Origin of the sequence: Rhodococcus sp. KB6 (genome assembly GCF_001445685.1) — a bacterium.
GTDB classification, from domain to species: Bacteria; Actinomycetota; Actinomycetes; order Mycobacteriales; family Mycobacteriaceae; genus Rhodococcus_F; species Rhodococcus_F qingshengii.
This window is the reverse complement of record NZ_LNAK01000028.1, coordinates 11,124-25,081: the sequence shown is the minus strand read 5'-3', so window position 1 is coordinate 25,081 and position 13,958 is coordinate 11,124. Positions and strand designations below refer to the sequence as shown.

Below are 13,958 nucleotides of genomic sequence, written 5' to 3'. Positions count from 1 at the left end.
ATCATCTCACCGACAACTGCGCGCGGAGGAACGAGACACAAGCGTGTTCAGGTCAGACCCGCCACATCGGCAAGTAGTGCCAAATGCCGCTCGAAAATCTCGCTCGCGTCGGTGAACGTATCGCTTCCGTACTGCCCGAACACCTCGAAGTTCACCGAACCGAACAGCGATACCCAGACGAGAGTTGCGCGCACCGCGGCATCCGGCGGCAGGTCGGTACCCAGTTCATTCCGCACTCCCTCGAGGTCCGCTGCCAACGTGTCACTCAGGCCCGGACCCTCTCGCACCGTCAGTGAACCCGCGCGATGGGCGGCGTCGATGATCCCGATCAGCCGGGTCACGACGAGGGTGCCGGGGCCGGTGGTCTGCTCGCCCGGAGCGTCGTAGCCGGGGACGGGGCTGCCGAACAACAGACCGTAGCGGGCCGGCTCCCGGATCGCCCAGCTGCGAACGGCGCGCCCGAGAGCAATGAACTGTCCGCGAAAATCCTCTGCTGCAACGGCATTCACGGCGGCGTCCACTTCCGCGCCCAGTTCCGTGTACCCGTCGACCACCAGCAAGGTCAGCAGTTCGTCCCGACTGGCGACATAGCGGTATACCGCTGAGGACACGACTCCCAGGTCACGCGCGACGGCCCGCAGAGACAAAGCGGCAGCGCCGACGGCAGCAAGATGCTCGCGTCCGATACGGGTGATGTCCTGCAGCGTCTGTTCGCGCGCCCGTTCGCGGGGAGTTCCAACCATGAGTCCATCTTGCCCCATGACCGAGAGCAGTATCAACAAAAGAGAGCACTGCTCTTGACAGCGCTCGGGTGCAGGTGCATTCTTGAAAACGAGAGCAGTGCTCTCAGTTCACTCGAAACAAGAAGGGCACACCATGTCGAACCTCGAAATCGTCACCGGAGCAGGACCCGTCGGATCCGCCGTCGCACTACAGCTCGCCGAGCAGGGAATCAACGTCCGGCTCCTGACCAGGTCCGGCAGCGGGCCCGAGCACCCGCTGATCGACCGGCGACGCGTCGATGTCTCGGATGCCGAGGCCCTTCGCTCGGTCAGCGAGGGCGCCACGGCCATCTACCACTGCATCCACGCTGCTTACAACGCAGCCGATTGGGAGCGGGAACTCCCGGCGGCCGAGGAGGTTGTGCTCGACGCGGCCGCATCCATCGGTGCCGTCGTGGTCTTCCCCGAAAGCCTCTACGCCTACAACTCCGACACCCTGATGACCGAATCCGATCCACGCAACGCCACCGGTGGCAAGCGCGGCGTGCGCACCGCGCTGCTGCGTGCTCGCGAGGCCTCTGCAACACCCACCGTCAGCGTCGTGGCCTCGGACTTCTTCGGTCCCCGCGTCCGCACCGCCCACGCCGGCGAGCGCATGGTTCCGAAAGTCATGGCAGGTAAGAAGATTCGTGTCATCGGTTCCGCAGATCAGCCGCACTCCTTCACCTACATCCCCGATCTCGCAGCAGCGATGATCGCGGCGGCACACAACCCCGAACTTTGGAACTCCGTCCTCCACGCACCCACCGGCCCCGCGCTCACTCAGCGCAAGATCGCCGAGGCCTTCGCCCGAGCCGCCGGGGCATCCCCCGCCAAGGTGGGTGTACTCCCCGCCTGGGTGCTCGACGCCGTCGGCAAGATCAACACCGACAGCCGCGAACTCGCTGAGATGAACTACCAGTTCACCAAGCCGTTCGTCATGGACTCGAGTGCCAGCGAAGTGCTGCTCGGACTCTCGCCGACGCCGCTCGATCAGGCCGCCGAAGAGACCGTCGCGTGGTGGCGCGCGGAACAGGCTCGCGCCGCTGCTGCCTGAACCTGCAGGTGGGGGCTCTTGACGCAAGAACGGAACGGGTGTTCACTTCTTCACATGGCCTATCGCCGCACTCCGGCAGTACAGGAAAGACTGGACGCCCAACGCGCCCGACTGCTCGAAGCCGCCACGACGGCAGTGGCCACCCACGGCTATGCGGGATGTTCCATCGCCGCGGTGGCCAAGAACGCCGGCGTCGGCACCGGGACGCTGTATCGACACTTCGACGGCAAGGGCGAATTGTTCGCCGAAGTGTTCCAATCAGTCTGCAGCCGTGAGGTATCCGCGGCTCGGGACGCCGGAGACAGCGCCCGACATCTGGAAGGCAATCACCGCTCCGCGGTATCGGCGTCGGTTCGCACCTTCGCCGAACGTGCCATGCGCGCACCGGTTCTCGCCTATGCCCTGCTGGTGGAACCGGTGGACCCACTCGTCGACGAACAGCGTCTCATGTTTCGCGAATCGTTCCGCGATTGCCTGGCCACCGCAATTCGTTCGGCAGTCGACACCGGTGAGATACCGCCACAGGACGCCACTCTGACGGCAGCGTGCATCGTCGGGGCAATCGGCGAGGCCCTGATCCTTCCACTGCGCGGAGGCACCACCGATCCCGCTGCGATCGACGCCATTCTCGCCTTCACCCTTCGATCGTTAGGGAGCTTCGATGACACCCACGCATGAAGTCACCAATCAGGTTCCGCCCCTGATCGATTACGACGCAGCCGAATACGCGCCGATCCTCGAGGCACTACACCGCGAAGGAGCATCGGACGCACTCGAGGGGGTTCATCAGGTTGGAATCCGCGCCGGAAGCGCGCAGGCCCAGGAGTGGGGCGATCTGGCCGAGGAGCACCCACCTGTCCTGAGAACCCACGACCGCTACGGCAACCGTATCGACGAGGTCCGCTACGACCCCGCCTATCACCAACTCATGAGCACCGCAGTGGAATTGGGACTGCACGGCGCTCCGTGGGTTGACCCGAATCCACACGCACACCTCGTCCGCGCCGCGAAGATGGCCGTGTGGGGTCAAACCGACGCCGGTCACGGCTGTCCCATCTCCATGACGTACGCCGTGATCCCCGCGCTGCGGCACAACGCGGATCTGGCCGCGCAGTACGAACCCCTCCTGACCACGCGGCACTACGAGCCGGCGCTGAAAGCTCCCCTCACCAAACCCGGATTGATCGCCGGTATGTCGATGACGGAAAAGCAGGGCGGTTCGGATGTTCGTGCCGGAACCACAAGGGCAGTGCCACAATCCGACGGCAGCTACCTGCTGACGGGCCACAAGTGGTTCACCTCCGCGCCGATGTCGGACGTGTTCCTCGTCCTCGCCCAGGCACCGGGTGGTCTGTCGTGCTTCTTCCTGCCTCGGGTCCTGCCGGACGGCTCGCTCAACAACATGTACCTGCAACGCTTGAAGGACAAGTTGGGCAATCATTCCAACGCGAGCAGTGAGGTCGAGTACCTCGACGCTCTCGCATGGATGGTCGGCGAGGAAGGCCGGGGCGTGCGCACCATTATCGAGATGGTCAACATGACCCGGTTGGACTGCACGATCGGCACGGCCACCGGCATGCGCGTCGGCACCATGCAGGCAGTTCACCACGCGACGCATCGAAGTGCTTTCGGCGCCAACCTGATCGACCAACCCTTGATGCGAAACGTTCTGGCAGATCTGGCGGTGGAATCGGAAGCGTCGACCACCGTCGCGATGTGGCTGGCCGCTCTGACCGACCGCGCAACCGCAGGCGATGCCCACGCCAGCGCACTACGACGCATTTCGTTGGCCGTGAGTAAGTATTTCGTCTGCAAGCGCGGACCGATCCACGCTGCCGAGGCACTCGAGTGTCTGGGCGGAAACGGATACGTGGAGGAATCCCGGATGCCGCGCCTCTATCGCGAGGCTCCGCTGCTTTCGGTGTGGGAGGGTTCCGGCAACGTCGCGGCGCTCGACACACTGCGGGCGATGGCCAAGCAACCCGAAACACTGCAGGTGTTCTTCGACGAGCTGAAACGAGCCAGTGGAGTGGACGGCCACTTCGATCAGGCCGTGCGAGATCTCCAGGCGGCTTTCGGCGATTTCGACGACATCGAATACCGGGCACGAAAGATCGTCGGCGACATGGCGCTCGCACTGCAGGCCTCGCTGTTGCTCCGCTACGGGCAGCCCGCGGTGGCCGACGCGTTCTGCGCGAGTCGGCTCGGAAACAGCTGGGGGAGTGTGTTCGGAACGCTGCCGAGGGGCGTCGACGTCGCGCCGATCCTCGAGCGGGCCACCGTCAAGATCGGCGCCTGACCCACCCACTACAGTTTCCGCTTATGAACCGAGCCTCGAACCGCCGCGAGGCCTGGCAGCGCGTACTGCACACCCTGCGTGAATCACCCGGCCTCGGAAGGCTGGCGCTCGTCCGCTTTTCCAGCCAGTTCGGCGACGGAATGTTCCAGGCCGCGCTCGGCGGCGCTATCCTCTTCAACCCGGAACGCGAAACCGATCCGGTGGCGATAGCGGCCGGCTTTGCCGTACTGCTCCTTCCTTATTCGGTGATCGGCCCCTTTGCCGGCGCTCTGCTGGATCGTTGGGACCGCCGCCTGGTGCTCCTGTGGGCGAGCGTGCTCCGCGGGCTCTTCATCCTGACCACTGCGGTGCTGCTGGTCGCCGGCGGCGGTGACACTCTGTTGTTGACCTGTGCGCTTGCTGCAATCGGAGTCAGTCGCTTCGTCGGGGCAGGCGTATCCGCAGCCCTGCCGAAGGTCGTCCGGCAATCGTGGCTGGTGGCAACCAATTCCGTTCTCACAACCGCTGGTTCGGTGATAGCAGCCTTGGGTGCTTCGGCGGCGGTGGCGATCATCGGTGTGATCGGCGCGGGCGATCGAGCGTCAGGCGCCGCCGTGGCCATCGCAGCACTGGGATCAGTGATCGCGGCCCTCGCCGCGGCCAGGTTCACGGCCCGCTCACTTGGTCCGGTCGCCGACGAAGTGGTCCGCGCCAGTGCCGTCCGTTCGGTGACGGCCGGACTGCGCACCGGGGCAACCGCTGTCTGGGAGGCGCCCGGCGTCACCACGGCGATGATCGGAATCGGAGCGCACCGCATCTGCTTCGGCATCAACACCCTCATCATGGTGCTGGTCCTACGCGACACCTCGAACGGCTCCCAATTACCCGGAGGGATGGCCGGATTCGGCGTCGCCGTCGGCGCCACGGCAATCGGAATGCTGATCGCGGCATTGATCACACCGTTCCTCATCCCGCGGATCGGTCGCTCACGGACGATCACCTACGCCCTGGTGTGCGCGGTTCTCGTCCAGCTCGTCTTCGTGACCACGCTGACTCAGGGGTCGCTGCTGATCGCCGCTTTCCTGCTCGGCATCGCCGGCCAGTCCGTGAAACTCAGCGGCGACGCGGCCATGCAGATCGACATCGACGACGACCGTCGAGGTCAGGTATTCGCCCTGCAGGACACCGTGTTCAACGTCGCGTTCATCGGTGCGATCGCGGCAGCGTCGACGGTGATCGCACCCGACGGCAAGAGCGTCGGCCTGGCCGTTGCCGGTGCGGGTGTCTATGCCGCCGGATTGTCAGCGGTGCTGATCAACCGCAAGAAACGAGAAACTAGCCCTGCTGGGTAGCCCACCACTTCAGCAGTTCGGCCTCGGCCTCGTCACGCTCGAGCGGGCCGCGATCCAGACGTAGTTCCTTGAGGAACGTCCATGCCTTGCCCACCTGCGGGCCGGCCGGGATGTTGAGCAGTTCCATGATGGCGTTGCCGTCGAGGTCCGGACGCACCCGAGCAAGGTCTTCCTGCTCGGCGATGCGCGCGATCCGCTCTTCGATGTCGTCGTACGTGGCCTGCAGCTGCGCGGCGCGACGCTTGTTGCGTGTGGTGCAGTCGGCCCGCACGAGCTTGTGCAAGCGGGGGAGCAGCTCGCCCGCGTCGGTGACGTACCGCCGCACCGCCGAGTCGGTCCACTGTCCCTTGCCGTAGCCGTGAAAACGCAAGTGCAGGAACACGAGCTGTGAGACGTCGTCGACCATCTGCTTCGAGAACTTCAGTGCCCGCATGCGCTTGCGCACCAGCTTGGCGCCGACCACCTCGTGGTGGTGGAAGCTGACCCCACCGCCAGGCTCGTTACGCTTGGTATCCGGCTTTCCGATGTCGTGAAGCAGTGCTGCCCAACGCAATACAAGGTCCGGATCGCCTTCTTCGAGATCGATCGCCTGCTGGAGCACCGTGAGGGAGTGCTGGTAGACGTCCTTGTGCTGGTGATGCTCGTCGATCTCGAGCTTCATCTGCGGAACCTCGGGCAGCACGTATGCAGCCAGTCCGGAGTCGACCATCATGTTGATGCCGTCCACCGGGTACATGCCCAGCATCAGTTTGTTCAGCTCCACCTGCACACGCTCGGCGGTGATTCGCTCGATCTGCGACGCCATCTCCTTGATGGCCTCGAAAACACGATTGTTCAACGTGAAACCAAGCTGCGAGACGAACCGGGCAGCACGCAGCATCCGCAGCGGATCGTCGTTGAACGAGTTTTCCGGCGCCGACGGCGTATCGAGCTCTCCGGCCAACAGCGCGTCCATGCCGTTCAACGGATCGACAAACGTGTAGGAACCGTCCGCGCCGATCTTCATCGCCATCGCGTTGACGGTGAAATCGCGGCGCACCAGATCGTCGGCCAACGTCGTGCCGTACTCGACTATCGGATTACGAGAGACGCGATCGTAAGCGTCGGCCCGGAAGGTCGTGATCTCGATCTCCTGGCCGTGCTTGATGGCGCTGATGGTCCCGAACTCGATGCCCGTGTCCCACTGCTTGTCCACCCAGCCCTTGAGCAGAGCCTGAACCTTCTCCGGCCTGGCGTCCGTCGTGAAGTCCAGATCGCCACTGAAGCGGCCGAGGATCGCGTCGCGAACACTGCCACCCACCAGGAACAGCTCGTGACCGGCCGCAGCAAAACGCTCACCGAGCGGGTTCAACACGTCGGACAACGTGCCGAGCGTTGCGGTGGCGTCGGCAAGCAGTCGTAGGCGGCGATCAGCGTCGGAGGTAGGGACAGTCACGTGAAAGGAGCTTACTTAAGGTGCGCAAATAGCAGAACGCGCATACGAACGCGATAGACCGCTTTGCGCGGGTTACCGGGCAACGCTGCAACGCCAACTAGTATCGATGAGGTGTCTGGTGCCGAACGAACAAACAGGAGTCGCCGCAACCCGCGGCGTCGACCTGCCGTCGGCAACCCCGATAAACCTTTGATGCGAACCGTCCGTGAAACTTCTGCGGGCGGCTTGGTCGTCGACGGCTGGGGAGGACCCCCGGAACGCCTCTGCGCTGCACTGATCGGCCGAACCGACCGCCGCGGACGCCTGCTCTGGTCGCTACCGAAGGGCCATATCGAACAAGGTGAGACCGCTGAGCAGACCGCGATGCGTGAGGTCGAAGAAGAAACCGGTATCCAGGGAACCGTCCTGGCACCGCTGGGCAGCATCGACTACTGGTTCGTGACCGAAGGTCGACGCGTCCACAAGACCGTGCACCACTATCTCCTCCGCTTTCTCGGCGGTGAACTCTCCGACGAGGACATCGAGGTCACCGAAGTCGCTTGGGTGCCGCTGACGGAATTGCACTCGCGCCTCGCATACGCCGACGAGCGCAAACTCGCAGAACTCGCGTCCCAGATGATCGCCGAGATGCCGCGAACGGAAATACGGCAAGAACAGCGCCCGAAGGAACCGGACGCCGGATGAGAATGGCACTGCGGCGGGCCGGTGTGGCCGCTCTGGTGATGGCCGCTGTCGGTTTCGGGCCTGCAACGACGGCCGTCGCATGGGCAGCGCCGTCCAGCCAGCCCAGTGAGCGCGCCCCGGCGCGAAACACCAACGATGCCAAATTTCTGCAGCTGACCATCGACTCCACCGCACCGACCACGGTGACGACCACCAGCGACCGCAACGTCGTGGTCAAGGGCACGGTGAAGAACGTCGGTGACCGTCCCGTCGAGGACGTCGGAGTGAGGCTGCAACGTGCTCCCGCGATCGACTCCAGTTCGGACGTGCGCGCAGCACTCGATTTCGACCAGGCTGTTTTCGACACGGTCGGCGAATTCGACACCGTCGCCACCACCCTCGACACCGGCCAGTCCAAGCAGTTCACGCTCACCCTGCCGCTCCGGAGCACAACCGGGTTGTCCCTCGACATCACCGAACCCGGCGTCTACCCGATGCTCGTCAACGTGAACGGGACCCCGGAGTACGGCGGTGCCGCCCGACTCGACGACGCACGCTTCTTGCTCCCCGTCCTCGGTGTGCCGGCCGCAGCCGAATCGAACGCCACAGCCGGAACCCCCAGTTCGTCCGCCACGGCCGTCGTTCCCCCCGACACGTCCGCCCCGATCGGCGTCACGCTCATGTGGCCGCTGGCCGACGCGCCACGACTCGTCGGCGGAATCCCCGGCGCGGTCAACGAGCCCGTACGCCTGATCGACGACGAACTTGCCACCGAACTTTCCGACGGCGGCCGTCTGGACGCGTTGGTCGATGCGGTGGAGAACGCCACCAAGCCCGAGAGCGATACCGATCGCCGCGTCACGGATGCGCTCTGCCTGGCAATCGACCCCGACCTTCTGATCACCGTCGAGAACATGACTCGCGGATACCTCGTGGCCGACAACTCGTCCGACCCCACCGGGCCGTCGCACGAAGGCCGCGGCAGCGACGCCGCCAACCAGTGGCTCGGCCGGGTGAAGACGCTCGCGTCCTCGATGTGCACGACGGCGGTTCCGTTCGCGCAGTCCGATCTCGCCGCGGTCACCTCGGTGGCCAATCCGGAGTTGACGGCTACCGCGCTCACACGGCCGGCGGACATCGTCGACAACATCCTCGGCGTGACCTCACTGCGAGATTTCGTCTGGCCGGATTCGGGTGTCCTCGACTCGGCCACCGCAGAGGTGCTGAGCGTGAATCCCACCACAGCGATGGTGGCTGACACTTCCGTCGACTCGGCAGCTCCGCAGCTGTCGTCGCGGATAACCGGCTCACTCGACGCGCTTGCCTTCGACACCTCGGCGGCAGCGGCGCTGGCCGCCACCGGCTCGGAGCCGCAGGTCCCGTCGTACATCCCCGACGACACCGCGCCGACCATCGACATCGAATCGCGCAGCGCCCGACGTCAGGACGCGCTGGGGGCGATGGCCTGGGCCGCGCTGACGCCGACGTCGCTGCCGCGCAATCAGATCTTCGCGCCGCCGCAACTGTGGACCGCCGACAGCAACGACGCCACGGCGGTGCTCTCGATGCTCGCGACCCTCATCCGGTCCGGGCTCGCCTCACCTCAGGCCCTGCCGGCACTGCTCGGCAGGCAACCGGGCGCGACGGACGCCGCCACGCTCGACTACCCGGACCGGGCTACCCAGGACGGTCCGCAAACGTCCGTCGTCGAGACCGCAACCACCCAACTTCCGCGTATCGACGGGCTCGAAGCTTCGCTCGTGGACGATCCGGCGGCTTCGCTCACCCCCCGGGGATTCACGGCGCCGCTCCGCGAAGATCTGCTCCGCTCGATGACCTTGGCCGATCGCCGCAACGTCGACTCCGCTTCGGTCAATCGGGCGGAGCGCGCTGCGACCATCCGCGCCGACAACGTCACCGAAGCCGTCGACGGGATGTACCGGGCCGTCAGTGTGGTGTCTCCGGGCGGCGTCTACACCCTCGCGTCGGGACAGAGTCCGCTCCTGCTGGTGGCGCGCAACGAGCTGCCCATCGCCATCAACGTCGACCTGCGTGTGGAAGCCCCACCCGAGATGCAGATCAGTGACATCGGTCCCAAACAGCTTCCGCCGCGAGGTAGCCGACAGTTGACTGTGCCCGCGGAAATGAACGATTCTCGCAAGCTGGAAGTCAACTTCTCGCTGACCACGACAGATGGCCGCCAATTGGGTACGCCGACCAGCGTGACCGTACGGTCGAATGCGTACGGTCGTCCCCTGGCCGCCGTGACGGCGACAGCGGGAGGGTTGCTGCTGTTCCTGGCAGGGCGACGGCTGTGGCATCGATTCAAGGGTCAGCCGGACCCAGCAGATGAAGGGTACGAACGCTCATGACCGGGAATCCACCCGAGGAGGGTCGCCGCTCGGCGATCACCCGCAAGAGTGCCACGACCCGCTCGCATCCTCGGATGCCACCGTGGGAGCGCGGTTACCCGATCCAGCCGGTCAACCCGGACGCACGTTTCGACGACGCACCCACCATGACCATCCCGGTGATCCGCGACTACCCCCGGTACCGCGAAGCCGAGATGGAATTCGCCGACCGGCAGACGACCACGTCGGACGAGTTCGACACCGACGCCCATGTCCAGGTCGGGGAACGCAAGGAGACGAACTCTCGACTCCTCGCGGCAACGGGTTCCATCGCGATCGCGACGCTGACGAGCCGCATCACGGGATTCGCCAAGCAGTTGATGATCCTGATGGTCCTCGGCCCCGCCATCGCCAGCTCGTTCACCGTCGCCAGCCAGATTCCGAACATGATCGCGGAACTGGTTCTGGGCGCCGTGCTGACCGCCATCGTCGTCCCCGTGCTGGTTCGCGCCGAGCGGGAGGACGCCGATCACGGCGAAGCGTTTGTCCGACGCCTCTTCACGGCGTCGCTCGTTCTACTCGGCATGGCCGCGCTGCTCGCGACCCTGGCAGCACCCGTACTCACCAAATACGTCTTCCTGTCCGAAGACGGCAAGGTCAGCACCGACCTGACCACGGCGCTGTCGTATCTACTTCTGCCGGCGATCCTGTTCTACGGGCTGTCGGCACTGTTCACAGCGTTTCTGAACACCAGGCAGATCTTCAAGCCCGGAGCCTGGGCTCCCGTACTCAACAACGTCGTCGTCCTCGTGGTGCTCGTGATCTACCGCCTGACTCCGGGCGAGATCTCGCTTGATCCGGTCTCGATGGGCGATGCAAAGCTGCTCACCCTCGGTATCGGCATCACCATCGGCGTCATCGTGCAGGCAGCCAGCCTGATCCCCGCGCTTCGCCGCGAGAAGATCTCGCTCAAGCCGCTGTGGGGTCTCGACGACCGCCTGCGCCAGTTCGGCGGCATGGCCGTCGCCATCGTCTTGTACGTCCTGATCAGCCAGATGGGCATGATCTTCGCGACCAAGATCTCCTCCCACGCCGACGAAGCCGGCCCTGCCATCTACAGCCAGGCCTGGTTGCTCCTGCAGCTCCCGTACGGCGTGCTCGGAGTGACGGTTCTGACGGCGATCATGCCGCGCCTGAGCCGCAACGCTGCTGCCGACGACACCCCGGCCGTCGTGGACGATCTGTCGGTCGCAACGCGTCTGACCATGATCACGCTGGTTCCGATCATCATGTTCCTGACCTTCATGGGTCCGCAGGTCGGTGAAGCGCTCTACGGTTACGGCCGCTTCGGACCCGAACAGGCCGAACGACTCGGCACCGCTGTGAGCTGGTCGGCATTCACGTTGATTCCGTACGCGCTGGTCCTGATCCAACTTCGAGTGTTCTACGCCCGCGAACAAGCCTGGACGCCGACGTGGATCGTTCTCGGCATCACTGCAGTGAAAATCGCTTTCTCGGCGCTCGCTCCGGTCTTCGCATCCAACAGCGATCAGGTCGTGATCCTGCTCGGTGCGGCCAACGGTCTCGGATACATCACCGGCGCCGTCATCGGCGGGTACCTCCTGCACCGCAGCCTCGGAAACCTGCAGATGGCCAACGTGGGCAAGACAGTCTGGTCCGTCGTACTCGCCTCGCTGGCTGGTTCGCTGACCATGCTCGCGGTCGACCGCGTCCTCGGATTCGATCAACTCACCGAGCGTTTCGGCGGACCCGGCTCGATGGTTCGCGTCGCCGTCGGCGGCATCCTGATGCTCGCGATCACCTTCACGATTCTCTACTTCAAGAAGGTTCCGGAAGTCCTGTCGGTAACGGTTGCGGTCTCCCGCAAGATTCGTTCACTGACAGGTCGCGCCGAACCGGACACACGTAACAACACCGACGACGACGTCACCGAGCTGATTCCTGCAATCAGAACGGAATCAAACGAGCAAGAACGACCGGGTGCGCTCCCGTACCCTGGTCGTGGGCGTACAGGATCGCAACCCGCGCGTATTCGGGGACGGGCTATCGATGGAGAAGGAGCGAGGGTGAGCGACGACAACGTTTCCGGCAACAAGAGTGCCGGGACTTCTGCCGTGAAAGCGTCCGAACAGAAGTCAACGGCATCGTCGGGCACACCTGCATCCACGAGTTCCTCCGCATCTTCCGGCCAGAAGCCACAGCAGGGTCAGAAGCCACAGCAGCCCGCACAGCGACCGCAGCAGGGCCAAAGCCCGCAGGGTCAGAAGCCGCAGCCGCCGGTGCAGAAGGCCGCTCCGCCGGTACCTCCGGTCAGTGTGTCCAAGACACCTTCGGCGCCCGTGTCGAAGACACCTTCAGCACCTGTCTCGAAGACACCCGCGCCGAAGACGCCTGCTCCGGACAAGAAGGCACCTGAATCTCAGAAGACGGCTGCCGCTCAGACACCACCGCCCGCTGCACCTCGCACACCTTCCGCCGGATCCGCATCACGACCGGCCCAGCGACCGATGCCACGTGGACCCAAGCTCATCCCCGGCGCATCTGTCGCCGGCGGACGCTACCGTCTGCTCGCGCCGCACGGCGGAACCCGCGGACTGCAGTTCTGGGAAGCTCTCGACGTCAAGCTCGACCGTGAAGTAGCCCTGACGTTCGTCGACGCCGATCAGCGCGGTGACGACGACAGCCAGTCCGGACCGCAGGCAGTTCTCTCACGCACTCTGCGCCTGGGACGAATCAACTCGCCCGGTCTGGCTCGCGTCCTCGACGTCGTCCGCGGAAGCTCGGGCGGCATCGTCGTCGCCGAATGGACTCCCGGCCGCTCGCTGCGTGAGATGGCCGAGACGACGCCGTCGCCGATCGGTGCAGCCCGCGCCATCCGCGCCCTCGCGGCGGCTGCCGAAGCTGCTCACCGCACCGGCGGTGCGCTGTCCATCGATCACCCGGACCGCGTTCGCATCAGCATCAACGGTGACGCCGTACTGGCGTTCCCGGCGACGCTTGCCGACGCCGATTCCACCAGCGACGTCCGCGGTCTCGGCGCCATGCTGTACTCGCTCATCACGGCTCGCTGGCCGCTCGCCGATCCGTCCGCCGGTCCCGTCGGTGGTTTGCTTCCCGCCGGTCGCGGCGCCGACGGGAACATCGTCGAGCCTCGGGTCGTCCGTCCGGAGGTTCCGTTCGACATCTCGGCCGTTGCGGTTCGAGCGTTGCAGTCGGAGAGTGGAATCCGCACTGCTGCCACCGTGCAGCACATCCTCGATCAGGCGTCCGTCGTCAACGACAAGACGGAAATGATTCCGGCACTTCGTCTCGGCCACCGCGAACAGGGTGCGTCGGGTCATGCACTGAACGACCCCGAAGCCATCGAGGCCGAGAAGAAGAAGTCGACGCGGATGCTCGCGGCACTGACGGCGCTCGGTGTCTTCACCGTGATCGTCCTGATTCTCCTTGTGGTGTGGGTAGCGAGCTTCCTCTCGGGTGGCAGTAACGACACCCCGCTCAGCGAGCAGAGTTTCGGACTGACCACCGAAGCCACTGCGCCCGAGAACAATTCACCGGCGCCCGCACCGGCGGCAGCAACCGTTCCGGTAGCTTCCTCGGCCGTAACGGTGTTCTCACCCCAGGGAACGCCGGATCAGCCGGCAACAGCGAAGAACGCCATCGACGGCAATCCGGCCACCGCATGGTCGTCGGACTCGTACTTCCAGCCCTTCCCGTCCCTGAAGAACGGCGTCGGCCTGATGGTGACGCTTGCCGATGCCGCCAACCTGAAGAACGTTGCGATCACGTCTGATTCGCCGGGAACCGTCGTTGAAATCCGTTCTGCCCCTTCTGCGAATACTTCGCTGGATCAGACCAAGGAAATCGGATCGGGTGTCCTGAAGAACGGCGTGACCGACATTCCAGTCACGTCGGACGGCTCGGGTCAGTATGTCCTGGTTTGGATTACGCAGCTCAGCACCGAATCCGGACAAAACCAGACATCCATCTCGGAGATTGCATTCACTGCTGCAAAGTGATCGCCCTTGGCCCTTCTGAAA

At 64.9% G+C, this 13,958-nt stretch carries 9 protein-coding genes; 7 read left to right on the top strand and 2 right to left on the bottom strand.

Going from position 1 to position 13,958, the window contains the following annotated elements:
* Window positions 1-47: 47 nt before the first annotated feature.
* The gene (locus tag ASU23_RS06395) at window positions 48-743 is read right to left on the bottom strand and encodes a TetR/AcrR family transcriptional regulator (protein WP_003942494.1); all 696 of its coding nucleotides are present in this window, start codon (window positions 741-743) and stop codon (window positions 48-50) included.
* 133 nt (window positions 744-876) lie between these two features.
* Here ASU23_RS06395 and ASU23_RS06390 point away from each other — a divergent pair, with 133 nt between their 5' ends.
* From ASU23_RS06390 to ASU23_RS06375, 4 genes are read left to right on the top strand one after another with little or no spacing between them, the layout of a single operon-like run.
* Window positions 877-1,818, top strand: coding sequence for an NAD-dependent epimerase/dehydratase family protein (locus tag ASU23_RS06390; RefSeq protein ID WP_058037559.1), 942 nt, complete (start codon window positions 877-879; stop codon window positions 1,816-1,818).
* A 54-nt stretch (window positions 1,819-1,872) separates the two neighbouring features.
* Window positions 1,873-2,496, top strand: a complete 624-nt coding sequence (locus tag ASU23_RS06385; protein ID WP_007729115.1) for a TetR/AcrR family transcriptional regulator — start codon at window positions 1,873-1,875, stop codon at window positions 2,494-2,496.
* Window positions 2,480-4,117 carry an acyl-CoA dehydrogenase family protein gene (locus ASU23_RS06380; protein ID WP_058037558.1) on the top strand — a complete coding sequence of 546 codons (1,638 nt, stop codon included), beginning with the start codon at window positions 2,480-2,482 and terminating at the stop codon, window positions 4,115-4,117. The genes ASU23_RS06385 and ASU23_RS06380 overlap by 17 nt, the downstream gene beginning before the upstream one ends.
* A 23-nt stretch (window positions 4,118-4,140) precedes the next feature.
* Window positions 4,141-5,448: an MFS transporter gene (locus ASU23_RS06375; RefSeq protein ID WP_058037557.1), complete on the top strand. Its 1,308-nt coding sequence runs from the start codon at window positions 4,141-4,143 to the stop codon at window positions 5,446-5,448.
* Here the strand turns inward: ASU23_RS06375 and ASU23_RS06370 are convergent.
* Window positions 5,432-6,883 (bottom strand): CCA tRNA nucleotidyltransferase, encoded by a 1,452-nt coding sequence (locus tag ASU23_RS06370; RefSeq protein ID WP_003942535.1) that lies wholly within the window; start codon window positions 6,881-6,883, stop codon window positions 5,432-5,434. The two genes, ASU23_RS06375 and ASU23_RS06370, sit on opposite strands and share 17 nt — an antisense overlap.
* Before the next feature lie 192 nt (window positions 6,884-7,075).
* On the opposite strand from ASU23_RS06370, the gene ASU23_RS06365 reads away from it, so the two are divergent.
* The 3 genes from ASU23_RS06365 to ASU23_RS06355 are packed head-to-tail and all read left to right on the top strand — an operon-like array spanning window position 7,076 to window position 13,937.
* Window positions 7,076-7,567 (top strand): NUDIX hydrolase, encoded by a 492-nt coding sequence (locus tag ASU23_RS06365; RefSeq protein WP_007729122.1) that lies wholly within the window; start codon window positions 7,076-7,078, stop codon window positions 7,565-7,567.
* Complete coding sequence (locus tag ASU23_RS06360; protein ID WP_058037556.1) at window positions 7,564-9,918, top strand: DUF6049 family protein; 2,355 nt, start codon at window positions 7,564-7,566, stop codon at window positions 9,916-9,918. Before ASU23_RS06365 ends, ASU23_RS06360 begins: the two co-directional genes overlap by 4 nt.
* Window positions 9,915-13,937, top strand: coding sequence for a lipid II flippase MurJ (locus tag ASU23_RS06355; RefSeq protein WP_058037555.1), 4,023 nt, complete (start codon window positions 9,915-9,917; stop codon window positions 13,935-13,937). Before ASU23_RS06360 ends, ASU23_RS06355 begins: the two co-directional genes overlap by 4 nt.
* Window positions 13,938-13,958 lie beyond the last annotated feature (21 nt).

Coding starts and splice junctions, on each gene's coding strand:
- ASU23_RS06395 (WP_003942494.1), bottom strand. CDS start 743: ATGGTTGGAACTCCCCGCGAACGGGCGCGCGAACAGACGCTGCAGGAC.
- ASU23_RS06390 (WP_058037559.1), top strand. CDS start 877: ATGTCGAACCTCGAAATCGTCACCGGAGCAGGACCCGTCGGATCCGCC.
- ASU23_RS06385 (WP_007729115.1), top strand. CDS start 1,873: ATGGCCTATCGCCGCACTCCGGCAGTACAGGAAAGACTGGACGCCCAA.
- ASU23_RS06380 (WP_058037558.1), top strand. CDS start 2,480: ATGACACCCACGCATGAAGTCACCAATCAGGTTCCGCCCCTGATCGAT.
- ASU23_RS06375 (WP_058037557.1), top strand. CDS start 4,141: ATGAACCGAGCCTCGAACCGCCGCGAGGCCTGGCAGCGCGTACTGCAC.
- ASU23_RS06365 (WP_007729122.1), top strand. CDS start 7,076: ATGCGAACCGTCCGTGAAACTTCTGCGGGCGGCTTGGTCGTCGACGGC.
- ASU23_RS06360 (WP_058037556.1), top strand. CDS start 7,564: ATGAGAATGGCACTGCGGCGGGCCGGTGTGGCCGCTCTGGTGATGGCC.
- ASU23_RS06355 (WP_058037555.1), top strand. CDS start 9,915: ATGACCGGGAATCCACCCGAGGAGGGTCGCCGCTCGGCGATCACCCGC.